Source organism: Bradyrhizobium sp. JR4.1 (genome assembly GCF_040548605.1).
GTDB classification, from domain to species: domain Bacteria; phylum Pseudomonadota; class Alphaproteobacteria; order Rhizobiales; family Xanthobacteraceae; genus Bradyrhizobium; species Bradyrhizobium canariense.
This window is the reverse complement of record NZ_JBEPRY010000017.1, coordinates 78,244-99,842: the sequence shown is the minus strand read 5'-3', so window position 1 is coordinate 99,842 and position 21,599 is coordinate 78,244. Positions and strand designations below refer to the sequence as shown.

Sequence of the window (21,599 nt, the reverse complement as noted above, 5' to 3'; positions counted from 1 at the left end):
CGGATAGCCAAAGGTCATGCGACCCGCTGTTCAGAACGAGCGCTCGCGCGGATAGCCAAAGGTACCGGCCTCCGCCGCACATGATCAGCCTGGAGGTTGCGCACTTGAGCACGGAGATCCCGCAGTCCACTTCACATCCCGGCATGGCCGAGCGCGCCATCGATGCCGCGACGGACGTATCCCGCACCATCGGTGAAGTCGCAGGTGGCCTGCATGCAGCTGTCGACCGCATGACCTCCGCAATCGACGATGCGCGAAAGCCGGGCCGGCCCCTCGCGACCGTCGCTGCGATCACGCGCGAAGCGCCGCTTGCCAGCCTGTTCGTTGCTTTCCTGTTCGGCGTCGCGGTCGCGCGTCGGCGCTAAATCGTAACAGGTGTTCAGGCGGCGCTGACGGCCGCGCACTCGGACGCGAGGAATTGTCGCTCGAATGCCTCCGCCGGCATCGGACGGCCAAAGAAATAGCCCTGGCCTTCCTCGCATCCCATGCTCACCAGGAAGTCGGCCGTCGCGCGATTCTCGATGCCTTCGGCCACGACCGTGAGACCGAGCTGCTTGCTGAGACCGATGGTCGACCCGACAATCGCGGCATCGTCGGAGTTCGCGAGCAGACCGAGCACGAACGACCGGTCGATCTTGAGCCCATCGAGCGGGAACTTCTTCAAATAGCTCAGGCTCGCATAGCCAGTGCCGAAATCGTCGAACAGGACGCGGACGCCGAGCTGCTGGATGCGTTTGAACATATCGAGCACCCGGGCTTCGTCGTGTAGCAGGATGTCCTCGGTGACCTCGAGTTCGAGCAGCGACGGCGTGAGCCCCGTCGCTTCGAGCATCCCCGCAACCGAATGCGCGAGGTCGCCGGAGTGGATCTGCGAGGGCGACAAATTGATCGCGACGCGCACACTGTCGCCGGACAATTCCCAGGCGCGTGCCTGCCGGCAGGCAGTTTCCATCACCCAGTTTCCGATCCGCTCGGACAGGGCTGAGCTATTGACCACCGGCATGAACTCTCCTGGCGAAACGTAGCCGCGCACGGGATGCCGCCAGCGGATCAGCGCTTCGGCCCCGACCAGGCTGGCGTCGATCAGGCGAACCTGAGGCTGGTAGAACAGCTCGAACTCGCCGCGATCGGCGGCAAGCGCCAATTCACTCTCCAGCGTCAGCCGGTTCTCCAGCTCCTGCCGGATCGCGCTCTCGAAGACCACATAACCGCCGCGCCGCGTCAGTTTTGCCTTGGTCAACGCAAGATGGCCGTTGCTCAGGAGATCGTCGGCGTTGTGTCCGCCTTCTGGATGGACGGCGACGCCGATGCTGATCCTGACGCGATGCTGCCGCGTGCCGGTCGCAAGCGGCGCTTCGAACGCGCGCGCGATGCGCTCGGCGAACTCTGCGATCGGCTCGTCGCCATCTGCGCCTTTGCGCGCAATGGCGAATTCGTCTCCGCTGAGCCGGGCAACGACAGCGTCGTCGCCCGCTTCAGCTTTCAGGCGACCAGCGACCGCCTGCAGCACGAGATCTCCGGCGGAATGACCCAGCATGTCATTGATGCTCTGGAAGCCGTCGAGCCCGATCACGAGCAGCGCGACCTTGCAGGGGCGCTGCCCCGCATCCCCGATCATGACGACCAGTCCGGCATGCAGCGTGTTGCGGTTGACCAGACCGGTCAGCGCGTCGTACTCGGCGAGATATCTGACGCGTTCGGCCTCGCGCTTGCGGACCGAAATGTCGCGCAGGATGGCTCCGTATTGGAAGCCGTCCGTTCCCTGCCAGCCCGAGAAGCTCGCCTCGACCGGGAAAGTTTCACCGTTCTTGCGCCGCCCTTCGAACTCGACGACGACCGCCCCACCGGGGACCAGGAGTGCCTGGCGCGCGGCGTCGCGCATGGACGGCCTCGCGTCACCGTCCACTGATACGGCGCACAGCGTTTCGAACGGGCGGCCGATGATCTCGGCGGGCATATAGCCGAAGATCGCACTGGCGCCGGGATTCCACACGGCGATCAGCTGACCTTCGTCGGTGCAGACGAGGCCATCGCCGAGCGACATCGCGATACGATGAAAGCGGCTTTCGGCGATGCGCCCCAGGAGACCGCGGAAATCGATTTCGTCGAGTGCGATCGCCGTCAGATAAGCGACAATCGCGATGTGGAACAGCGATGTGTCGATGATGAAGGGCCATCTTGCCTGCACGAGGACCGCAACCAGCTCGAAGACCGCCCCGGCCGAGATCAGGATTGCAACGCGAATTCCCGGTCCGAAGCGGCGCCACGAATACACCATCAGCAGGCAGACCACAGCGAGACTCAGGATCATGCCGATATCGGAGGTCCAGCGCAGCATCCGGTTCTGCAGGATCGATTCCGCTGCCAGCGCCTGGAGCATGGGTCCGGAGATGATGCGGCCATTTGGAACGCTGAAGCGGTCCCCGAGTTCGAGCGCCGTCGCACCAATGATGACCTTCTTGTCTCTCAGCTTGTCGAGCGCGGCGGTTTCACCGCGGAGCACGTCGACATAGGAGACACTCGGAACCGAGCCCGCCCGAATACTAAAATCGATCAGGAACGGCGACCGCCGATTTGCGTCCTGCCCGGCCAATACGACTGCCATCGACGGCATCAAGGCATCGCCGAGCTTCTCGCCGAATGGATATCGGCGAACGAGCCCGTCGGATTCGATCGCGACATTGACCAGCGCCGGCCACGACTGGTTGCTGAACGGCTTTAAGGGGCGATTGATGTGAGCTGCGCCACCATTCGGCGTCGGCTGCTTGAAGGAGGGCAGGATGGTCGAGCCGCCGGCCTCACGCAGTGCGTTCACGAAGGCCTCGTCGGAGGCTGGATCGGATGGCGAGCTGAAATCGACGTCGAAGGCGACGTCCTGCGCCCCCGCGGCCTCTAACCTGTGCAACAATTCCGCGTGCAGCCGGCGCGGCCAGGGCCACACCCCGATCTGCTCGATCGAGGGCGCGTCGATGGCGACCACGACGACGTTGCCACTCGCTGCACGCGATTGCCAAGCGAACCGCAGGTCGGTCAGCGCGTTGCGAAGCGCACCATGCCACCCCGTGGACAGCACGATCGCCAGCGCGATCACGACCAGAATATGCGGACGATAGCGCTTCACTCCGATCCTCCCGCGCACCCGCTTCTGCGGTTGCGCCCCCTCATCCCCTAAGAAATCGCCTCAGTGCCTGTTGTGGCCAAAGGCATTGCCGTGGCCATCGCTGCCGTTGCCGCCGCCATTGCCGTTGCCGTTACCGTTGTTGCCCCTGCCGTTACCGGTGGCACCGTTGTTGCCATCACCGTTGCCGGAATTGCCGTTACCGGAGTTGCCCTTGCCGGGGTTGGACTTGCCATCGGAGTTTCCGCTGCCGGCGCCGGAGCCGTCGCTGGACGCACCGGCCGTGGTCGCGGCTATTGTCGTGCTCGCAGCCGAGGAGCTGGTGCTGCCAGCCGTCACGCCGCTGCTCGTGGTGACCGCAGTCTGGACGGTGCTGTTGGATGCCGTCGTGCTCGCTTTCGAGTCGCTCCAGACCGTCTCGGTGCTGGCGTGCGCGTTGCGCACCTGTCCGGGAGCACCGCCGCCGTGGGCGAGCCCGTGCGTGACCTTGTGGACGTTCAGCTTGACCTCGCCGAGCGGGCTCGAGATGCGCACGACGCCGGCCTTGGCAGCACCGCCCTTGGGCGCGCGACCGCCTGCCGCCTGTTGCGATGGCTTGAGTGCGCCGGCCGCCTTGGTGCCCTTGTCGATCGCACCGAGCGCATGGATCGCATGGCCGTTCGCCGCATTGCGCGGGGCCGACAGGCCCGATTTCGGCACGGGGACGCGCTCGATGCTCGAGGCGCGCGGCTTGCCGTGCTCGATCGGATTGAACGTTCCGGAGCCGCTCAGAGAGAGGCCGGGCTTGCCGTGCTCAAAGACGGTGGCGGCCTGCCCCGGCAGGACCTGGGCGATCTGTCCCGTCTTGAAGTCGGAGACCTCGACCTGGCCGCGAAGCACGCCGACCTTGGTGCTGCCCGCATTCACGGTGACGCTGAACTGTGTGCCCTTGACGACAGCGGCGAGATAGGGCGTCTCGACCTCGAAATGCTTGACGTTGCGCTTCTCGACTTCGAGCAGGATCGAACCTGCCTGCTGGATGATAGTGGTCGAGAGACCCTCCTTGCTCTCGGTGGGCAAGCCGACCACCGAGTTGGGAGAGATCAGGATCGTCTCCTCCCCGCGGACGAGGAGCACGCGGCCATTACGTCCGGTACGAATTGTGTCGCCGGGCTTGAGTGCCTCCTGCTGACTCAAGGACACCTGCTGAGCGCCGCTGGTGGCGACCCAGACCTCACCGGTGGCCTTGCCGACCGACCAGACGCCGTCGTCCGCGGCGGATGCGCCGGTAGCCGTTCCCAGGATCAGCGCAGCCGCGAAGGTGCACCGCATTCCAATTTTGCTCAGCATGACGATCCTCAGTCCGCGTTACAGCCAGCCTGAGGGGTATCCGAAATCACTCAACATAGGATTAGCGGGAAGCGGCCAGTGGAGCGCTCACGTTAACCGTTCATTGACCATAAAAAACTATGAAAAATCATGTGGCTAACGAACCCTCACCGCATCAGGGGCACATCTCCGTCGAACTACGGGGACGGGCGCGTCGCGCGCGCCGGGAAGCGGCATCTCATTACCACAATGGCGCTGTTGGCGCCGTTCTTCGCGGGAGTTCCTCAGGCTTTCGCGCAGCAGGCGAGCCAGCCTGGCTTCGATCCGCGCCAACCTGAGAAATATTTTGAAAACCAAACCGAGCGGGAATCGCTGAGCCGTCCTCCGGTCAGGCTACCAACAGTCGACCAGCCCAGCACCGGCGGCGATACCAAGCCTCAGTTCGTGCTGCGCGGCATCCACGTCAGCGGAGCCCGGGCCGTTTCCCCCGATCGCATCGCCGCGGTCTATCAGCCCTATGTCGGCAAGAAGGTTTCGCAGGCGGATCTCGCCGTGATCGCCGGCGCGATCAGCGATCTCTACCGTGCCGATGGTCTTCACTTGAGCCGTGCGATCGTGCCGCCGCAGGATATCGCCGATGGCCTGCTCCGGATCCAGGTGATCGAAGGCGCCATCGTCCAGGCCGAGCTGAAAGGCGATGGCGCCGAACAGTTCGGCGTGAGACCGATGCTTGGGCCGGTTCTGGCCGAGCAACCGTCGCGCCTGACGACGCTGGAACGCCAGCTCTTTCTCATTAACGGCAGACCTGGCGTCCGGATCACCGATACCGCACTGGAGGAGATCGGCGGGGCAACCGGCCGCTTCCGCCTCGTCGTCTATTTGAAGACCTGGCACGTCTTCTCGTCGTTCGGTCTGGACAATCTCGGCTCATCATCAGTCGGTCCGTGGCAGACATACGCGACCGGCGCGTTCAACTCCTATCTCACGCCCGGCGACACGCTGGCGGTCAACCTGTCGACCATCGCCAACGACCCCCGCCAGCTTGGCTTCGCACGGCTGTCCTACGATGCACCCGTCGGCATCGACGGCGTGCGCCTCGGCGGGTCCGTCCTATACAGCGCGGTCAGGCCGGGCGATGCCCGCCGCCTCGACAGCGACATCACCACAACCGAAGCGTTCGAGCTGCGTGCCAGCATCGTCCCACTGCAGTCGCGATTGTCCTCGCTGACCCTGACTGCGGCGACGACCTTCAGCAACGTGTCCGAGCATGACCTTTACGGCGCCTGGTACAACGACCACATCAGGACAGCGAGCCTGATCGCCGACTACCGGCTTCAGGATCATTTCGGCGGCACCAATTTCGCGACGCTGACCTACCGCCAGGGCCTCGACATCTTCGGTGCCTCGCATTTCGACGACGATCTGTTGTCGCGCGATGGCGCGTCATCGAACTTCTCGGTGCTAAACCTCTGGTTCACGCGCTACCAGACGCTCAACGACGTCTGGTCGCTCAAGCTTTCCGCTGCGAGCCAGACGGCGTCACGGCCGCTGTTCACCTCGCAGCAATTCTATCTCGGCGGCGCTGCCTTCGGGCGCGGCTATGGCGCAGCAGAGATCAGTGGGGACAACGGTCTTGCCGGCTCACTCGAGCTGCGCTTCGACCAGAAGCTCAATTTCCGTTACTGGACCGGCTATCAGCTCTATGCCTTCGGTGACGCCGGCGCAGTCTGGAACGACGGTTACCGCCTGAGCGACGGCCTGTCGCTGACCTCGGCCGGAGCTGGCGTGCGGTTCTTCCTGCCGGCCGATTTCCAGGCTGATCTCGGCGTGGCTGTCCCCCTGAGCTACCGGGCGCCCGACAACGAGCGCCGCAGCCCGCGCCTCCTTTTTACTTTGACTAGCGCGTTGCGGCTCTGCTCCGAACGCGGCAAGGGCGGTTGTCTGTAAATCCCTTGCCCTTCGCGCTGTGCCTCCGACATGCGGCCCTTTTTGGGGCGCGGCGCACAGGCTTGCCTAAATTTAATCCCGTAGCCTGCTCACGATCGCTCGATCCGGGAGTTCCCAATAGCCATGTTCAGTCAAAAGTGATTTGAGACGGAACCATGAAAAGGGTGTTTGCAGTTCTGGCGTTTCTCTGCGTCCTCGGCGTCGGCCAATATTTCGTGGTCAGCCGGTTCGCGATCCGCCATGAGGTTTTGACCCTGTTCGACGCCGCGCGCCAGCGGCCGATCGCGGTCGAAATCGCTGTACGGCGCGATTACGAGACCAAGGCCAATCTCGGCCTCTGGAAGCTCCCGCTCGCCATCATCAGCAACGGCAATACCGTCAAGGCCACCGAATATTCCTTCCTCGCCAACGTGCTCGCCGCACGCGGTTATCTCGTCGCCAGCATCCAGCAGGATCTGCCGAGCGATCCGCCCCTGGTGACCAAGGCCGGCCAGCAATATGTCGGCCGGCGCGAGGTCTATATCCGCTGCGAGGCCAACATCCTCTTCACCTTGGGCGAGTTGAAGCGGCGGCAGGACAACGCCGACTACGACCACATCACGCTCGTCGGCCATTCCAACGGCGGCGACGTTTCGATGTATGTCGCTCATCAGCACCCGGAGCTGGTGTCGAAAGTGATCACGCTGGACAATCTGCGGGTGCCTTTCGTGCTTAGCGACCACATGAAGATCCTGTCGTTCCGCTCGAAGGATCCGCATTTTGTAACCGATCCCGGCGTGCTGCCGACGCCGGAAGAGGCCAAGGCGCGCGGCATTGATATTATCCACACTGGCGCACAGCATACCGAGATGAGCGATCGCGGCCCCGATGCAGTCAAGGAGAAGATCCAGGCGACACTCGACCGCTTCCTGCGCGACAGTGCCAGCAGCGCGCTCGCGCCGGCCGATACAGGAAGCCCGATGATCATGAACCCCGGCGACTATTAGTCTGGCCCCTTTGCGGCAGATCAAGGCTGCCGCGAGCCGACCACGATAGAAAGAGCCTCGCCATCTCGGAGAGGCACGTGTCGCACTCCATCGAAAGCCTTGATACGAAAAGACTCGATACAACAAGCTTTGCCCTGCCTGCGGCAAGGACGCCGAGATTCGCCCGGCACCTCTATCGTTCGGCTCGCAAGCTGCTGCGGTCGATCATTGCCCGCATCGACCTCTCGCAGTATCCGGGTTCGTGCTGCGGATGAGGACGGCGTCGCGAGCCAACAACACACAGGGTTGCTCTATGCACCGGCATTTGAGACGAATTTGCCTGCTGGTTGCCGTGGCCTCGAGCGTGGGCACGTCGTCCGCTCTCGCCGCCGATGCAGATCACGGCGCCGACCTTGCGAGGCGCTGGTGCGCCAGCTGCCATGTCGTGGCGAACGGCCAAACACAGGCGAGTGCCGACGTCCCCTCTTTCGTGTCCGTTGCGCGCAGGCCTGACTTCAGTTCGGAAAGGCTCGCCTTTTTCCTGCTAGACCCGCACCCGAAAATGCCGAATTTCCCCTTGAGCCGGATCGAAGCCGGCGATATCGCGGCCTACATCGCATCGCTGCGTTAGCAGAGCGACCGATTGGTCAAAACACCTGCGACAGATGCAAATCCCTGCCTGAGAACCGACAAGGATTAGCGGAAAGGATGATGGGCGGCGAATGAGGTCCATTCGACAGCCCATCATGGACCGGCACCAGTATCGATGTGCAAATATTCACGCCGCGTAAGTCCAATCTGTGGACGCGCCGTGAACACACCGAGAATCAGGACTTGCCCTTCCCCGGCTGCATGAGACTGCCGGTCATCTGGCGCATGTGGTCTCCGGCACTGGTGAACTGGCTGCGCAGGAAATCCGATTGGATTCGCATCGCCTCCTGAAGGTCGGTGGCATGGACGAGCTTGCGAGCATGCTCGAACGCCGACTTCATGTTCTGCTCGGTGAAAGCGAGCGCTTGCTTCGACACGTCCGCCCCCGCGCCCGGAACGGTCGTCATCGATTTGGTGGCGGCTTCGAAAAACATGCCGAATGCCTTTTCCGCCTGGTCAATCGTCTTCTCGGCCAGGTCGCGCAGTTCGGCCGGAACTTCGAGCTTCGGTTCGATCATGGTCGCACTCCTCCCGTTTTCAGAACTGAATACCACACTTGCCGGATCGCCTGCCAGCGTCCAGCCGAAGGAAGACGTCGCCCGGCGGCCGGGTCTGGCAGGAAAACGAAGGGCAAGGCGTAAGGCCGGCGCGCAGGCAGGCTCAGGACAGGGGGTGTTCGGGGAGAGCTTCTTCGGTGGCGAGGTCTTCGACGAGCTTGATGACCTCGAAGCGCTGCCGCGGCGCGAGCTTCAGAAACGCGCGGAGCAGGCGCAGGCTTTCGACGGTGCCGCTTGCAGGCGCGCCGAGCTTGAGGTGCAGCTCAGCTGCGAAATTGAGGTTCTTCATCTCGCACCTATGACAAGCATCGGACTTCGTGATCCAACATCGAGATCCCAACTAAGAACCAAACGCCACACCCGGATGCCACAACCGGATGCAATGGCGACAGCTCGCTTTCGGCCGGAGGAGCCGGGTGTGTTCGCACGCCGAGCCACATGTGCAAGCAAGCACACCTAAGCAGGTTGCAACTATGTCAAGAAACAACCCCTCCGGCAAGCCTAACAGTTGGCGCAGCGATGCTCCGTCTGCATCGCACCACGGCAATTCCGGATAACAGGAATATGGCCCGCCGTCACCCACCTGCGTCAAGAAGCGTCATCGATCAGCATCCAGCCTCGATCGCCGTCAATCGACGCTGCAATTCGTGTTGTTTCGGATGTGAATGGATGTTGGTGGACGCGAATTAGTGCTTCTTCAGCGTATACACGTAATTGTTGAGTCCGGCATCGGCGGTTGTATCGTCGACGAAATAAACGTCGTGAACCGTTTTCGAGGAACAAACGACAAAGCGGTGGCGGAACAGTCACGCAGATCACGGGCGCCGTGGCCGATGCATTGATCGATTCTGGCGCCCCAGCACCAAAGGACGACGGCATGCTTTCTCGCTGCGATCTCATCAAGGGCGCCGCAGTCGCGCTTCTCACCTTCTCGATGCCAAGCGCGTGGGCGCAGGAGACCAGGATGAACCTGTTCAAGATCGTCACCATCAAGGACGAAATCGTCGTCGGATTGTCGACGGAGGAGCTTCAGGCCCTCGGCGGCAATGATGCCAGCGCCGTTGCACACGCCTTGGCGCAGAAGGGCGATCTCACCGTCTGGCAATACAACGTGCATCGCGGTCCGAACGGCGAATTGCAGCAAGCGCCGACCGCCAGAATCGGGCTTTTGGCCAACGCCTCACTGCGGGTCGAGCCCTATGCCACGACCTACCAGATCCTACCGCATCCCTAAGCAGGAGACCGGCGGGGGGGGGGGGGGGGGGGGGGGGGGGGGGGGGGGGGGGGGGGGGGGGGGGGGGGGGGGGGGGGGGGGCGGCCGGGGGGGCGGGCCGCAACCGCACACGCCCCCCCCCCCCCCCCCCCCACCACCCCCCACCCCCCCCCCCCCCCCCGCGCCCCGGCCCCCCCCCCCCCGGGGGGCCCCCCCCCCGCCGGTCTCATTTGTGTTGCCCTGAACGCCGTGTCCCCGTTTCCGTGGCAAAGCCATAGATCAGTGCCAGCCGGTCCAGACATTCACGAAAACGCCGCGCAAAATAGTCGATCCAGCGCTGCGTACGGACGGCGCGACGCTGGCCGATCTCGTCCATGGTCAGGCCCAGCACCAACACATCGTGCACTAGCGCGGCACCGTCTGTGCCGAGTTCGCGCTCGATCCGGTTCAGCCGCAGCACCGCCTCGCGTTGGCTCTCGGTGACCGGCTCGCGCGTGCGCGCCCCATCGACATATTCGCGAGTCGGGTCCATTGCCTGAAGGCCTCGTTCGGCCCTCTCCCAATCGTTCTGGAAGGCGCGCCCGCCGCGATACTGTGCCTCGTCGATCTGATGGTGCGCGTGCAGCCGGCCGAGCGGATCGCAGCGGATCGACCGCACGGCCATGATCTTCTCGCCGGGGTCGAGCGCCAGCGGATTGTCCACCTCGACTTCCGCCACCTCCGCATTGAACGGTATCTCACGTGAGCGTCGGTCGTAGACATTCGCCAATTTATAGGACCTGTTGCGTCGGACACGTGCCACTCGGATACTCCTTGCGAAATTGACGATTGAACGGGCGGGCGTCAGGTCAGGCGGCAGAGACCAGCCTCAGCACGACGGGGCCGGCGACGCGGACGGATCCAGCTCCGGCGCGGCGCGTCAGGCGCGCATGCGGCGTGCAATAGCTCGAGCCCGGGTCCCGCGGATGGCCGCAGAAGGTGATCTCCTCCCCGTCCTTGTCGCCGCCATAGGGATAGCGACAGTCCTCGCTAGCGAGTTCGACCAACGGGACCAAGCGGGGCTGGACGCCGACGCAGCGCAACTTGACGGGCGCGGCAGGCTTCATCGCGGATTTCGGCGGCAGGGTCAGCCCCGTGGGGCGGTGCGGCAGGACAAGACAGGCTCCCGACGGCAACGCCGGGACGATCGACGGGCAGGTCGTCCGTATCTGCACGACCAGCCCGAGCCGCTTGGCGCGGCCGACCACCGCGTTGCGCGTGTAAGCCGTTCCAAACCTTGCGTTAATCCGTCTTCCGATCTCCGCATAAGACATTCCCTTGAGAAAATAGTCGCGAAGCGCGTCGGAGTGCTCCGACGACCAATGGCCCGGTTCCATGCTGCTGTCCTGTGATGCGCCTCCTCCGATCGCACGATCGCGAGGCGGAGCCCACATTCCGGTATTCCGAAGTCGAAGTCAAGCGACAATTCTGATATTCATAATTGCATCAATTCCGAATTTCGGATTACAAGAGGCGGGACGATGGACAATCGAGGGAATCACCATGTTGGACGCTGCAATGATCGAACGGGGCCTGGAAAAGACGGGCAAGAGCAAGGGCGGCCTGGCGGCTGCCATGGGCGTTCGCCCCGGCGCTGTCTCGGAGATCCTCGGCGGCGAGCGCCTTGTGAAGGCTTCGGAAATCATCCCGATCATGGAATATCTCGAGCTCAATCTCGCGCCGATCATGGGCCGCGTCGGGGCCGGTGCCGTGATCGAGCCGGATTATGAGCAGGTTCCCCCGGAAGGCCTTGGCGACATCGCGCTGCCCTTTCCGATCATGGAGGAGACCATCGCATTCGAGATCGTGGGCGATTCGATGCTGCCCAAATACGAGAGCGGCGACGTGATCGTGGTCTACAAGGACCAGCGCCATCCGCTGTCGAGCTTCTACGGCGAGGAGGCCGTGGTCCGGCTCAAGACCGGCGAGCGCTATCTGAAGACTATCGAGCGGGGTAAATCCCCCTCCGTCGTCAATCTCACCAGCTTCAATGCCAAGCAGATCGTCGGCGTGAAACTGGAGTGGGTCGGCGAGATCTGCCTGTCCATGCCCAAAGGGCAGCTGGAGCGGTTGCGCGCCAAGTCGGCGCGCCCTCGCAAGCGGAGCAAGTAGGCTCTAATTCCGTTTTTTCGAAATGCACCTTGACTTGATTCCGTTTTTCGGAAATACTCTGCCGTGCCCGACCATGGGGCACGGCAGGATCGTTTCATGCAGTATTTCGTCGTGATGATCGACTATGGGCGCCGCGGCCGGGAAGCGGTCGTCGACCCTGAAATCACCAGGCGCGAGGTCATTTCCCGCGTCGCCTCAGGTGAATATCGGAATATCTCGTTCATCCAGGAGATCGTGGAGAACTCGGTCGAAGACGTGACCGAGGCGATCCTCGCCGAGGCTGCCCTGCCCCGGATCCCGCCCGAAGAAGTCGACCTCCAGGCCCTGCGCCTCGATCACGCCCGCGATCTGCGCAAGCATGAGCGGACGTGACGCAGGCCCAAGCGGCTTGCGCCACAGCCCGTTCGGAGATCACACCGTGAGAACGGTTGATCCCGTGGTCTTGCGCGCGGCGAGATCGGCATGGGCTTTGGCGGCGTCCTTCAGTGGATAGGTCTGGTGCACCTCGATCTTGACCGCGCCGGACTTGACGACGTCGAACAGCTCGCCTGCCATCGCGACCAGGCTTTCACGCTTGGCGGCGTAGGTGAACAGCGTCGGTCGGGTGACGTAGAGCGAGCCCTTCTGCGCGAGCAAACCGAGATTGAGCGGCTCGACAGCGCCGGAGGACGCACCGAACAGCGCGGCGACGCCGAGCGGCGCGAGGCAGTCGAGCGACTTCAAGAACGTATCCTTGCCGACGGAGTCATAGACCACCGGCACCTTTTTGCCGCCAGTGATTTCGTCCACGCGCTTCACGAAATCCTCGCGGCTATAGATGATGACATGGTCGCAGCCATGCGCCTTGGCGAGCTTGGCCTTCTCGTCGTTGCTGACGGTGCCGATCACGGTCGCGCCGAGATGCTTGGCCCACTGGCAGAGAATCAGGCCGACGCCACCGGCGGCCGCATGGAGCAGGATGGTGTCGCCGGCCTTCACGCGATAGGTCTGCCGGATCAGATATTGCGTGGTGAGCCCCTTCAGCATCATCGCCGCCGCGGTCTTGTCGTCGATACCGTCCGGCAGCTTCAGCAGTCGGTCGGCCGGGATCAGCCGCGCCTCGGAATAGGCGCCGAGCGGCGAGGCGCCGTAGGCGACGCGATCGCCCGGCTTCACATCGGTGACACCGGGCCCGACCTCCTCGACGACGCCAGCAGCCTCGCTACCAAGCCCGCTCGGCAGTTGCGCCGGGTAAAGGCCCGAACGGTTGTAGATATCGACGAAGTTGAGACCGACGGAGGTATGGCGGATTCGCGCCTCGCCCGGTCCGGGCTTGCCGACACTGACCTCCTCCCAGACCAGCACGTCCGGACCACCGGTCTTGTGAAAGCGAATGGCATGCGTCATGGGCGTTGCTCCCTTATCGTTGAGGTCAGAGTCCGAATACCGGATCGGGCTTTTGAAATAGGTATTTGGTCCGCCCGTCACAGTACAGAGACGTAACAAGAATGTCACAGCGAACGACAAACCTCCGCTGTTCCGCCTCTGTTCGAAAGAGTTGATGTCGGCCTTGCGCCGGCCGGCAGTAGCCTTCGCGCGGGTTTGGAGGTCGTCTGCGAAGGAGAGCCGAGATGCCAGCTTATGTACAGCATCATCAGGATATCGAGATCGCGCCTGTGATTTGCCCTGCTTGCATGGGGTTCCTTCCGATGTATGTGCGCGAGGTCGAACCGCATTGGAGTCTTGCCAAGATCGACTTCGTCTATGAATGCGCAGATTGCGGCGCCGAGGTCAGACAGACGATCCGCAAGCCGGAGTTGCTGCGGCACTGATCGCGCGGCCGGTAGCCGCCCAACTATTTGCGTTGAGCGGAAAAAACGCCCATTGGCGCCGGTCTGGCCTCTCCCAAACGAGGCTTGTTCTTTGCCGTGAACGCAGGCAGAACAAGCCTCAATCAAGACCTTTGGGAGCGCCTTCTCGTGGCTGAACAGAAGCCCTCGACAGCGATCGAGGCAGTGGAGAGCGGCCTCGCCGCGCAAGGCTACATCGCGAGCCGGCAGATCGCGACCGCCGTGTATTTGTCGCAACAGATCGAGAAGCCGATCCTGGTCGAAGGGCCCGCGGGCGTCGGCAAGACCGAGCTTGCCAAGGCGATCGCGGCCTGGCGCGGCCTGAAGATGATCCGCCTGCAATGCTACGAAGGCCTCGACGAGGCCAAGGCGCTCTATGAATGGAAATACGCCAAGCAGCTTCTCTACACGCAGATCCTCAAGGACAAGCTCGGCGAAGTCCTGGGCGGCGCGCAGACTCTGCACGCTGCACTTAATCAGCTCCACGATTTCGGCGACGTGTTCTTCTCAAAGGAGTTTGTCGAGCCGCGGCCGCTGCTGCAAGCGCTGGAGCAGCCGGGCGGCTGCGTGCTCCTGATCGACGAGATCGACAAGTCCGATGCGGAGTTCGAATCGTTGCTGCTGGAAATTCTCTCCGATTTCCAGGTCACGATCCCCGAACTCGGCACCGTCTCCGCAATCACGCCGCCAACGGTGATCCTCACCTCCAACAGCGAGCGCGATCTCGGCGATGCCCTGAAGCGGCGCTGCCTGCATCTGCACATCGGCTTCCCCAAGCAGCGGCTCGAGGAGCGCATCGTCGAGAGCCGCGTCCCCAACATCTCGCAGACGCTGCGGCGGCAGATGGTCGGCTTCATCCACGAAATCCGCTCGCTCGACCTGAAGAAGCTGCCTTCAGTCAGCGAGACCATCGACTGGGCGCGCGTGCTGGTGCTCTTGCAGGCCTCGGAGCTCGACACCGAGATCGTCAAGGACACGCTCAACGTGCTCCTGAAATACGAGGCCGACATCGAGGCGGCTCAGCCTCAGATTACGACCTTCATTGCCAAGGCAGCACGATCCAACGTCTTCGGTTGACGCCGATGCGCGAGAATATTCATCGTTTTTTCCGTGCGGCACGGGGCGCCGGCGTCCATGTCTCGCCTGCCGAAAGCATCGATGCGATGCGCGCGGTCGCGCAGGTCGGCGTTTCCGACCGGACCATCCTGCGCGATGCGCTCCTTCTGACGCTCGCCAAGTCGCAGGACGAAAAGCTCGCGCTCGGTGACTGCTTCGACCTGTTCTTCAGCCAGCCGGAGCCGCGGCAGGAACAATCTGAAGCCGACAGCAACGATGTTTCGGAGGACGCGGATCAATCTCCATCATCTGGTGAGGCCAGCGATGCAAGCGGCGGTTCGCCTCCCGCAGAATTGGGCCCCCTCGCGCAGATGCTGCTGTCGCAGGATCGCAACGCGATCACCGCCGCGATCGCCAGCGCCTCAGGTGCGGCCTCCCTGTCCGACATCCGCTACTCCACCCAGCGCGGCATCTTCTCCAGCCGCATCCTCGACGCCATGGGGCTCCAGCGGCTACGCGACGATCTCGACGAGCTGACCCCGACCAATCCCGCACTGGCCGAGCGGCTTCGCGCCGCGCTCGATGCCTTGCGCGAAGCCGTTCGCGACACCGTCGCGCAGGGGCTTGCGCTCTATGCCCGCGAGGAGGCTGAAAACCTCCGCAACGAGATTCTGCGCAACGCGCCGCTTGCCCGCATCGAGCGGCGCCATGTCGCGGAGATGCGCGCTCTCATCCGCCAGATCGCACGGCGCCTGCGCGAGCGCTATTCGAAACCACGCAAGCGCCAACGGCGCGGTCATCTCGACGTCCGCCGCACGCTGCGCCGGAACGCCGCCTGGGGCGGCATCCCCTTTCTCACAGCCTGGAAGCGCAAGCATCGCGACCGGCCGAAGATCGTGGCGCTCTGCGATGTCTCGGGCTCAGTCGCGCAGGTCTCGGATTTCTTCCTGCTCCTGATCCATTCGCTGCACGAGGTCGTCGACGACGTCCATTCCTTCGCCTTCTCCTCGCATCTGATCGAAGTCAGCGACATCCTTGAATCGAAACCGCCGGAAGAGGCGATGGCCGAGATCATGTCCAAGGTCGGCTTCGGCTCCTCCGACTACGGCTCTTCGCTGGTCGATTTCGAGAAGGAGTTCATGAGCGCGCTGACGCCGCAGACCACGGTGATCGTGCTGGGCGATGCCCGCAGCAACAATCTCGATCCGCGCGCCGACATCCTGCGCCGCATCTCGGAGCGCTCGAAACGGCTGGTGTGGCTCAATCCCGAAGGACGTCTCGCCTGGGGCTTTGGCGATTCCGAGATGCCGCGCTATGCGACCTTCTGCAGCGTGGTGCGCCAGTGCGCGACCGCGCAGCAGCTCGAGCGCGCGGTGTCCGATATTGTGGCGACTTATCAGTAGGCCTTACCCACAGCCGACGTCAGTTTCGCACCAGCTCCGTCTGAGCCACATTGCACTCCCGGAAATGATAGGCGATCTCGTCAAGCGCGCGCTGCTCCCATTCTTGAGCTTGCGCAAGCCAGAAAACCCGGCGCTGGAAATCAAGCGCGGCGCGCTCCCGGCACAGGGATTCCTGACTGCGAATTTCGACCAGTCTGTTCATGCACTCCACTCCTGCCGTGTGAAGCTATTCCCCGCGAATCAGCGTAACAAAATCTCCAACCCTTCGTCTCATGATTTCTGTGCATATTGCGACGCAGAATGGGACAGCAGCGCTTCCCGTGCAGTGCGGTTGTCCGCGGACCAACATCAAGCCCACATCATCAATATGTGATCAAGGCCCCGGACGATCCTAGTGATCGAGCGGTCTTAACTCTTGTGGCGCAATGGCGTGCAGCAATTTGTGAAGAGAAGTTCTAAACACCTCACCGAATTCCCGACTCATTGTCGTCGCACGGTCTTCATGCAGCGCCACTAACAGAGGCGCACGAACGGCACTATGGCTTGAGGCAGCATGAGCAGCGACATCGACTTCGATCTTTCGCCAGACCAATGGGAGGTCCTGAAGGCGCTTCGCAACCCGGTGTCGAACGGTCGCCTTTCCAAGGCCAATCTCATCGAGAGCCTCGTCAAGCTCGGTCTTGTCGTCGTCTGCGACGGCGTCCCGGTCATGACCCCGAATGGACGCAAGGTGCTGGTACGCGGATCGTGTCGGCTGCTAGATCTCGCGGCGTGACGCGGCCACCCGCGTGCGGAACGTGACCGTAGGACCGCAAAATCGCCTGTCCAGTGACCGACGGTACCTCGAACGGTTTCCCGGTGCCGATGCGGATGCCCGGTCGCACCGCAAAAGCGACCAAATAGACCTCCTCCTCAGCGAAAACCGCGACAATCTGGCACGCTAGTTGCTCCTTTCGACGATCGAGACGTCGTCAAAACGGGGGAGTCACCATGTCGACCATTGCCGCGGCCCCGGCCGCCGAGCCAAAGCCGCTCTACACATCGCTGTTCGTCCAGGTCCTGGCCGCGCTGATCCTCGGCATCATCCTGGGTGTGGCCGCGCCGGATTTTGCCATCTCCCTCAAGATCCTTAGCGACGCCTTCCTGAAGCTGATTTCGATGATCGTGGCGCCGATCGTGTTCTGCGTCGTCGTGCACGGCATTGCCGGCGCGGGCGACCTCAAGAAGGTCGGACGGGTCGGCGTCAAGGCGCTGGTCTATTTCGAGGTGATGACCACAGTCGCGCTCGTGGTAGGTCTCATCCTGGCCTACACTTTCGGCCCCGGCCACGGCATGAACATCGATCCCTCGACGCTGGACGCCAAGGCCCTCAATACCTATGCCGATAACGCCCACAAGCTTCAGGGCGGCGGCATCGGCTCCTTCCTCCTCAACGTAATCCCGAGCACCTCGTTCGACGCGTTGTCGCGCAACGACGTGCTCCAGGTGCTGTTCTTCGCCGTGCTGTTCGGCGTAGGCCTCGCACTGGTCGGCGGCGAGAAAGGCAAGCTCGTCACGTCGATGATCGATGCCGCCTCGACCGTGCTGTTCCGCGTCATGGGGCTTATCGTCCGCGTTGCTCCACTCGGCGTGCTCGGCGCAGTCGCCTACACCGTCGGCAAATACGGCGTCGGCTCGCTCAAGCAGCTCGTCTCACTGGTGGCGCTGTTCTACGTCTCGGTCGGCATCTTCGTGCTGGGCGTGCTCGGCGGCGTCATGGCGCTCGCCGGCATCAACATCCTCAAATTCCTCGCCTACCTGCGCGAGGAGTTGACCATCGTGCTCGCGACCGCCTCGTCCGACGCCGTGCTGCCGCAGATCATGAAGAAGCTGGAGCGGATGGGCGTGAAGGATTCCGTCGTCGGCCTCGTCATCCCGACCGGATATTCCTTCAACCTCGACGCCTTCTCGATCTATCTCACGCTCGCAGTCGTTTTCATCGCGCAGGCGACCAACACGCCGCTGTCCTTCGGCGATCTCCTGCTGGTGCTCGGCGTCTCCCTGATCACCTCGAAGGGCGCGCATGGCGTGCCGGGCTCCGCGATCGTGATTCTGGCGGCGACGCTGAACGCGGTGCCGAGCATCCCTGCGATCGGCCTCGTGCTGGTTTTGTCGGTCGACTGGTTCATCGGCATGGCTCGCGCGGTCGGCAACCTCACCGGCAATTGCGTTGCGACCGTGGTTGTGGCCGCCTGGGAAGGCGACCTCGACCGCGCCAAGGCGGCCAAGGTGCTCGACGGTGGCGAGCTTGTGGACGTGACGGCGGGGTAATGACCGCCGTTCAGTCATTCCACTGGAGGAGCGGCGTTCCATGCGCCCTCCTCCAGACGGAGAGGAAACGCGGAAACCAGGAGTGGGCCACGGCCCCCTTGTAAGCCCAGGTGCGATATTTCAGGCCCTGTTCCGAGATCAGTTCCTGATAGCCGCCGTGGACCTCGGTCGCGGTGCGAATGTCCTTCAGAATTCCCTGGGCGCAGGATCGGTAGGTATCGCTCCCCGAGAATTCGTCATAATCCAGCATGCGATCCGCGAACTCGACGTTGAACGTCGGCCAGGAGGAACGTCCCTGGTAGGCGGGAGCCGCGATCTTGTGGATCATCTTGTTCCGCGGATTATCCGCGGACACCAGGAAGTGGAATGTGCTGGGGATGCGAAAGCGCGGCTCCGCAATGATCAGATCCGCCGTGGCCGCGAACAGCGCGCGCTCGGCCGGCTCGCTCATATCCCAGAAGCCGCGATGCACACTGGCGAAATCCAGCGCGACCGAGAACACCGGCGATTCCGTGGGGCCATCCAGGGAATGCCTGATATAGCCGCCCTTGCCGAACAGGCGGAGCAGGTCCCTCTTGTATTGCGCCAGGTCACGTCCGAGCCGCCGCTTCAGCTCGTTCTCGTCAACGATTCCGAGCTGCACGCCCCACACGAATGTCGTGTAGACGCAGGCATTGGTGACGAAACGCCTGCGCTCGGCGCGGGTGTCGGTTGCCGCGGAGCGCGGAGCACTGGCGTCGCACAGCAAATACGTGGAGCCATCATCATTGAACGGCTCAAGCTCGCTTGCGAGCTGGAGGATCGCGCGCTTCAGATCACCACAATATTCGGCCAGGAGCAGGCGGCCGGCATGCGCGCATTGCGACATCGCCAGATAGGATGACGCCCTCTCCTCGGCAGAGATCATCTGCCGCAGGCCGGCCAGAATGCCGAGCAGCGTATCCGAGGGGCGCGAGAAATAGTTCACGCCAAGATACCGGGCGCGCCCGGCCGGGACGATGGTCGTCGTGACGACGTTGGCGCGAACCGCTTCCAGCAGCAGGCGGACGCTCTTGTCGAGCAGACGAGCCCGGCGCACCGCATCCTGCGAATCCATGATGGTGTCGGGATCGAGGACGTCGGGATAGAACCAGGCGAAGTCGCGCGGATAATACGCAGAGGCGTGCGGCGCGCCGGTGACGAGAAAGGACTCAGATACCGCAAAGGCACTGTCCATCGAGTGCCGGTAAAGGTCCTCGATGGACGTGAACGGATGATGCGACTTCCTCAGGAATCGATCACCGAGAAAGTTCACCGCCTGAAGCGCGTTGGCAACGAAGGTCGCCGTCAGGCCTTGGTAAAACCGGTTTCCGCGATGGGATGGAGAAGAGATGCCGCTGTTCATAGGCGCCGTCGAATGGGTCTCGTGGTCCGGCGGGAGGCCGTCGCGGCTCCAGACCTGTCTGATTCGTGTCTCTATCCGGTGACGTGCGGAACCGATTTTACCCTTGCGGCCGAAAATTCTCGATCACGCGCAGCAGCACCCGCGCGCCGGCGTCGGCATCGGCGAGCTCGACATGCTCGTCCGGGTGATGGCTGATGCCGCCGCGGCAGCGGACGAAGATCATGGCGACATCGGCAATATCGATCATGGCCATGCCGTCATGCCCGGCCCCGCTCGGCAGCTCGAAGACGGAAAAACCTTCCGCTTTGATCGCCTGCGCGATCTGCTCCTTGAGCCAGGGCGCACAAGGCGCGGTGCGGTTCTCGTGGGTGACGTCGAGCTGAAGCGTCAATTGACGCCGCTTTGCGATGGCTTCGATTTGCCTGACGGCATCGGCGACCGCGCGCTTGCGGTGCATGTCGGTCGGCGCCCGCATGTCGATGGTGAACGACACCTCGCCCGGAATGACGTTGGTCGCGCCGGGCCTCGCCTGGATGTAGCCGACGGTGCCGACCAGCCCGCCTTCGTCGGTGCGGCAAAACTGCTCGATCGCGCCGATGCATTCGGCCGCGCCCGCCAACGCATCGCGCCGGAGCGCCATCGGCACCGTGCCCGCGTGCCCCGCCATGCCGGTCAGCCGCGCAGCAAGCCGTGTCGCGCCCGCGATCGCGGTGACCACCCCGACGGGCAGGTTTTGCGCTTCCAGCACCGGCCCTTGCTCGATGTGCAGCTCGAGATAGGCAAGCAGCTCGCGCCGGGCCCGAGCGGCCGCGCCGATATGATCGGGATCGAGCCCGAACTGCACCAGCGCATCGCGCATGGCGACGCCATCGCTGTCGCGTGTGTTGAGGACGCTTTCGTCAAAAGTGCCGGCTACCGCGCGGCTGCCGAGCAGGGTCGAGGCAAAGCGCACCCCTTCCTCATCCGCAAAACCGACGATTTCGATCGCGAACGGCAGGCGCTTGCCGCGGCGGTTGAGATCGGCGACGCAGGCGATCGCCGTGATCACGCCCAGTGGCCCGTCCCATTTGCCGGCATCGCGGACGGTGTCGTAGTGCGAGCCGAGCATCAGGCAAGGCGCGCCCGGCCGCTCACCTTCGTAGCGCCCGCAGACATTGCCGATCGCGTCGAGACGCGCACTCATGCCGGCGTCGCGCATCCAGCTCAGGATGAGGTCCGCCGACTTGCGCAGCTCGCTGGTCAGATAGACGCGGGTGAGCTTGTCGCCTTCTTCCGAGATCGCCGCGAGCTCGTTGATCCCTCGCACGATCTCTTCGCCGAGCGAACCATTCTGAACGGCGTTACCAGCAGCCATCTCGGCGAGCTTTCCATCTCTTGGGACCGCGGCGACGGCGGTCCTGGCGGCAATCGATTCAAGTTCGGTGCCAGCGAAATCACGCTGCCGACGCCGGTCCAAGCAGCGCGTGGTTAGCATGGAATGCCGCCGCCGGCAGACCGCCCGGCCCTCGTCATGCACATGTTCAAGCCGGGTAAGACCTGCTTAACTCCATTGCATACAACTATAAAATAATGCCTATAATTTCATCTGCTTCTTTCATGCTCAGGTTCGGAACACATGAAATAACAATATATTTCCAATGGCTTATTCGGAAATGCTCTCTCAATAGCCTCTGGCACGAAGCTTGCGACAATTGATCCCGGGCTCCG

The 21,599-nt window shown here is 63.2% G+C and carries 23 protein-coding genes; 13 read left to right on the top strand and 10 right to left on the bottom strand.

The window, feature by feature from the left end; translation table 11 throughout:
- Positions 1 to 80: 80 nt before the first annotated feature.
- The gene (locus tag ABIB90_RS28150) at positions 81 to 365 is read left to right on the top strand and encodes a hypothetical protein (RefSeq protein ID WP_007601501.1); all 285 of its coding nucleotides are present in this window, start codon (positions 81 to 83) and stop codon (positions 363 to 365) included.
- A gap of 14 nt (positions 366 to 379) precedes the next feature.
- On the opposite strand, the gene ABIB90_RS28145 is transcribed toward ABIB90_RS28150, so the two are convergent.
- Positions 380 to 3,121, bottom strand: coding sequence for an EAL domain-containing protein (locus ABIB90_RS28145; RefSeq protein WP_354201726.1), 2,742 nt, complete (start codon positions 3,119 to 3,121; stop codon positions 380 to 382).
- A 60-nt stretch (positions 3,122 to 3,181) separates the two neighbouring features.
- Positions 3,182 to 4,447: a FecR family protein gene (locus ABIB90_RS28140; RefSeq protein WP_354201725.1), complete on the bottom strand. Its 1,266-nt coding sequence runs from the start codon at positions 4,445 to 4,447 to the stop codon at positions 3,182 to 3,184.
- 129 nt (positions 4,448 to 4,576) lie between these two features.
- Between ABIB90_RS28140 and ABIB90_RS28135 the strand changes: the two genes are divergently transcribed.
- The 4 genes from ABIB90_RS28135 to ABIB90_RS28120 all read left to right on the top strand — a co-directional run bounded on the left by ABIB90_RS28135 (position 4,577) and on the right by ABIB90_RS28120 (position 7,969).
- Complete coding sequence (locus ABIB90_RS28135; protein ID WP_354201724.1) at positions 4,577 to 6,373, top strand: ShlB/FhaC/HecB family hemolysin secretion/activation protein; 1,797 nt, start codon at positions 4,577 to 4,579, stop codon at positions 6,371 to 6,373.
- 155 nt (positions 6,374 to 6,528) lie between these two features.
- Positions 6,529 to 7,359: an alpha/beta fold hydrolase gene (locus ABIB90_RS28130; protein ID WP_354201723.1), complete on the top strand. Its 831-nt coding sequence runs from the start codon at positions 6,529 to 6,531 to the stop codon at positions 7,357 to 7,359.
- 77 nt (positions 7,360 to 7,436) lie between these two features.
- On the top strand, positions 7,437 to 7,613 hold the full coding sequence (locus ABIB90_RS28125; RefSeq protein WP_157158661.1) for a hypothetical protein: 177 nt from the start codon (positions 7,437 to 7,439) through the stop codon (positions 7,611 to 7,613).
- A 38-nt stretch (positions 7,614 to 7,651) separates the two neighbouring features.
- Positions 7,652 to 7,969 (top strand): c-type cytochrome, encoded by a 318-nt coding sequence (locus tag ABIB90_RS28120; RefSeq protein ID WP_007601492.1) that lies wholly within the window; start codon positions 7,652 to 7,654, stop codon positions 7,967 to 7,969.
- Positions 7,970 to 8,165: 196 nt separating this feature from the next.
- On the opposite strand, the gene ABIB90_RS28115 is transcribed toward ABIB90_RS28120, so the two are convergent.
- Together ABIB90_RS28115 and ABIB90_RS28110 are read right to left on the bottom strand one after the other, a co-directional pair.
- Entirely contained in the window at positions 8,166 to 8,507 is a 342-nt protein-coding gene (locus ABIB90_RS28115) for a phasin (RefSeq protein ID WP_007601491.1), read from the bottom strand.
- 142 nt (positions 8,508 to 8,649) lie between these two features.
- Positions 8,650 to 8,835, bottom strand: a complete 186-nt coding sequence (locus ABIB90_RS28110; RefSeq protein ID WP_007601490.1) for a hypothetical protein — start codon at positions 8,833 to 8,835, stop codon at positions 8,650 to 8,652.
- A gap of 588 nt (positions 8,836 to 9,423) precedes the next feature.
- Between ABIB90_RS28110 and ABIB90_RS28105 the strand changes: the two genes are divergently transcribed.
- Complete coding sequence (locus ABIB90_RS28105) at positions 9,424 to 9,780, top strand: hypothetical protein (protein WP_354201722.1); 357 nt, start codon at positions 9,424 to 9,426, stop codon at positions 9,778 to 9,780.
- Positions 9,781 to 9,985: 205 nt separating this feature from the next.
- On the opposite strand, the gene ABIB90_RS28100 is transcribed toward ABIB90_RS28105, so the two are convergent.
- The gene (locus tag ABIB90_RS28100) at positions 9,986 to 10,561 is read right to left on the bottom strand and encodes a hypothetical protein (RefSeq protein ID WP_007601488.1); all 576 of its coding nucleotides are present in this window, start codon (positions 10,559 to 10,561) and stop codon (positions 9,986 to 9,988) included.
- A 46-nt stretch (positions 10,562 to 10,607) separates the two neighbouring features.
- Positions 10,608 to 11,135: a GcrA family cell cycle regulator gene (locus ABIB90_RS28095; RefSeq protein WP_354201721.1), complete on the bottom strand. Its 528-nt coding sequence runs from the start codon at positions 11,133 to 11,135 to the stop codon at positions 10,608 to 10,610.
- 166 nt (positions 11,136 to 11,301) lie between these two features.
- Between ABIB90_RS28095 and ABIB90_RS28090 the strand changes: the two genes are divergently transcribed.
- Positions 11,302 to 11,910, top strand: coding sequence for a S24 family peptidase (locus tag ABIB90_RS28090; protein ID WP_007601486.1), 609 nt, complete (start codon positions 11,302 to 11,304; stop codon positions 11,908 to 11,910).
- Between the two features lie 96 nt (positions 11,911 to 12,006).
- The gene (locus tag ABIB90_RS28085; RefSeq protein WP_085395314.1) at positions 12,007 to 12,282 is read left to right on the top strand and encodes a hypothetical protein; all 276 of its coding nucleotides are present in this window, start codon (positions 12,007 to 12,009) and stop codon (positions 12,280 to 12,282) included.
- A 39-nt stretch (positions 12,283 to 12,321) separates the two neighbouring features.
- Here the strand turns inward: ABIB90_RS28085 and ABIB90_RS28080 are convergent, their stop codons facing one another.
- Positions 12,322 to 13,296 (bottom strand): quinone oxidoreductase family protein, encoded by a 975-nt coding sequence (locus ABIB90_RS28080; protein ID WP_354201720.1) that lies wholly within the window; start codon positions 13,294 to 13,296, stop codon positions 12,322 to 12,324.
- A gap of 224 nt (positions 13,297 to 13,520) precedes the next feature.
- Here ABIB90_RS28080 and ABIB90_RS28075 point away from each other — a divergent pair, with 224 nt between their 5' ends.
- From ABIB90_RS28075 to ABIB90_RS28065, 3 genes are all read left to right on the top strand, one after another.
- Positions 13,521 to 13,721, top strand: coding sequence for a hypothetical protein (locus ABIB90_RS28075; protein ID WP_007612817.1), 201 nt, complete (start codon positions 13,521 to 13,523; stop codon positions 13,719 to 13,721).
- Positions 13,722 to 13,868: 147 nt separating this feature from the next.
- Positions 13,869 to 14,816, top strand: coding sequence for an AAA family ATPase (locus ABIB90_RS28070; protein WP_354201719.1), 948 nt, complete (start codon positions 13,869 to 13,871; stop codon positions 14,814 to 14,816).
- A gap of 5 nt (positions 14,817 to 14,821) precedes the next feature.
- Positions 14,822 to 16,198, top strand: coding sequence for a vWA domain-containing protein (locus tag ABIB90_RS28065; RefSeq protein ID WP_007601481.1), 1,377 nt, complete (start codon positions 14,822 to 14,824; stop codon positions 16,196 to 16,198).
- Positions 16,199 to 16,217: 19 nt separating this feature from the next.
- Here ABIB90_RS28065 and ABIB90_RS28060 read toward each other — a convergent pair whose 3' ends face one another.
- Positions 16,218 to 16,400 (bottom strand): hypothetical protein, encoded by a 183-nt coding sequence (locus tag ABIB90_RS28060; RefSeq protein WP_007601478.1) that lies wholly within the window; start codon positions 16,398 to 16,400, stop codon positions 16,218 to 16,220.
- A gap of 351 nt (positions 16,401 to 16,751) precedes the next feature.
- Between ABIB90_RS28060 and ABIB90_RS28055 the strand changes: the two genes are divergently transcribed.
- Positions 16,752 to 16,973 carry a hypothetical protein gene (locus tag ABIB90_RS28055; RefSeq protein WP_219685288.1) on the top strand — a complete coding sequence of 74 codons (222 nt, stop codon included), beginning with the start codon at positions 16,752 to 16,754 and terminating at the stop codon, positions 16,971 to 16,973.
- A 215-nt stretch (positions 16,974 to 17,188) separates the two neighbouring features.
- Positions 17,189 to 18,508: a dicarboxylate/amino acid:cation symporter gene (locus ABIB90_RS28050; RefSeq protein WP_018456682.1), complete on the top strand. Its 1,320-nt coding sequence runs from the start codon at positions 17,189 to 17,191 to the stop codon at positions 18,506 to 18,508.
- A 10-nt stretch (positions 18,509 to 18,518) separates the two neighbouring features.
- On the opposite strand, the gene ABIB90_RS28045 is transcribed toward ABIB90_RS28050, so the two are convergent.
- Both ABIB90_RS28045 and ABIB90_RS28040 read right to left on the bottom strand, forming a co-directional pair.
- Complete coding sequence (locus ABIB90_RS28045) at positions 18,519 to 19,892, bottom strand: hypothetical protein (protein WP_354201718.1); 1,374 nt, start codon at positions 19,890 to 19,892, stop codon at positions 18,519 to 18,521.
- Between the two features lie 97 nt (positions 19,893 to 19,989).
- A complete protein-coding gene (locus ABIB90_RS28040; protein ID WP_354201717.1) occupies positions 19,990 to 21,246 on the bottom strand; it encodes an allantoate amidohydrolase in 1,257 nt (418 codons plus the stop codon).
- Positions 21,247 to 21,599: the final 353 nt, after the last annotated feature.

Bases quoted from the DNA above. Each gene is read 5' to 3' on its own strand.
- ABIB90_RS28135 (WP_354201724.1), top strand. From the start codon at position 4,577: ATGTGGCTAACGAACCCTCACCGCATCAGGGGCACATCTCCGTCGAAC.
- ABIB90_RS28065 (WP_007601481.1), top strand. From the start codon at position 14,822: ATGCGCGAGAATATTCATCGTTTTTTCCGTGCGGCACGGGGCGCCGGC.
- ABIB90_RS28050 (WP_018456682.1), top strand. From the start codon at position 17,189: ATGTCGACCATTGCCGCGGCCCCGGCCGCCGAGCCAAAGCCGCTCTAC.
- ABIB90_RS28040 (WP_354201717.1), bottom strand. From the start codon at position 21,246: ATGGCTGCTGGTAACGCCGTTCAGAATGGTTCGCTCGGCGAAGAGATC.
- ABIB90_RS28060 (WP_007601478.1), bottom strand. From the start codon at position 16,400: ATGAACAGACTGGTCGAAATTCGCAGTCAGGAATCCCTGTGCCGGGAG.
- ABIB90_RS28110 (WP_007601490.1), bottom strand. From the start codon at position 8,835: ATGAAGAACCTCAATTTCGCAGCTGAGCTGCACCTCAAGCTCGGCGCG.
- ABIB90_RS28115 (WP_007601491.1), bottom strand. From the start codon at position 8,507: ATGATCGAACCGAAGCTCGAAGTTCCGGCCGAACTGCGCGACCTGGCC.
- ABIB90_RS28130 (WP_354201723.1), top strand. From the start codon at position 6,529: ATGAAAAGGGTGTTTGCAGTTCTGGCGTTTCTCTGCGTCCTCGGCGTC.
- ABIB90_RS28085 (WP_085395314.1), top strand. From the start codon at position 12,007: ATGCAGTATTTCGTCGTGATGATCGACTATGGGCGCCGCGGCCGGGAA.
- ABIB90_RS28055 (WP_219685288.1), top strand. From the start codon at position 16,752: ATGAGCAGCGACATCGACTTCGATCTTTCGCCAGACCAATGGGAGGTC.
- ABIB90_RS28075 (WP_007612817.1), top strand. From the start codon at position 13,521: ATGCCAGCTTATGTACAGCATCATCAGGATATCGAGATCGCGCCTGTG.
- ABIB90_RS28120 (WP_007601492.1), top strand. From the start codon at position 7,652: ATGCACCGGCATTTGAGACGAATTTGCCTGCTGGTTGCCGTGGCCTCG.
- ABIB90_RS28105 (WP_354201722.1), top strand. From the start codon at position 9,424: ATGCTTTCTCGCTGCGATCTCATCAAGGGCGCCGCAGTCGCGCTTCTC.
- ABIB90_RS28095 (WP_354201721.1), bottom strand. From the start codon at position 11,135: ATGGAACCGGGCCATTGGTCGTCGGAGCACTCCGACGCGCTTCGCGAC.
- ABIB90_RS28140 (WP_354201725.1), bottom strand. From the start codon at position 4,447: ATGCTGAGCAAAATTGGAATGCGGTGCACCTTCGCGGCTGCGCTGATC.
- ABIB90_RS28080 (WP_354201720.1), bottom strand. From the start codon at position 13,296: ATGACGCATGCCATTCGCTTTCACAAGACCGGTGGTCCGGACGTGCTG.
- ABIB90_RS28150 (WP_007601501.1), top strand. From the start codon at position 81: ATGATCAGCCTGGAGGTTGCGCACTTGAGCACGGAGATCCCGCAGTCC.
- ABIB90_RS28090 (WP_007601486.1), top strand. From the start codon at position 11,302: ATGTTGGACGCTGCAATGATCGAACGGGGCCTGGAAAAGACGGGCAAG.
- ABIB90_RS28045 (WP_354201718.1), bottom strand. From the start codon at position 19,892: ATGAACAGCGGCATCTCTTCTCCATCCCATCGCGGAAACCGGTTTTAC.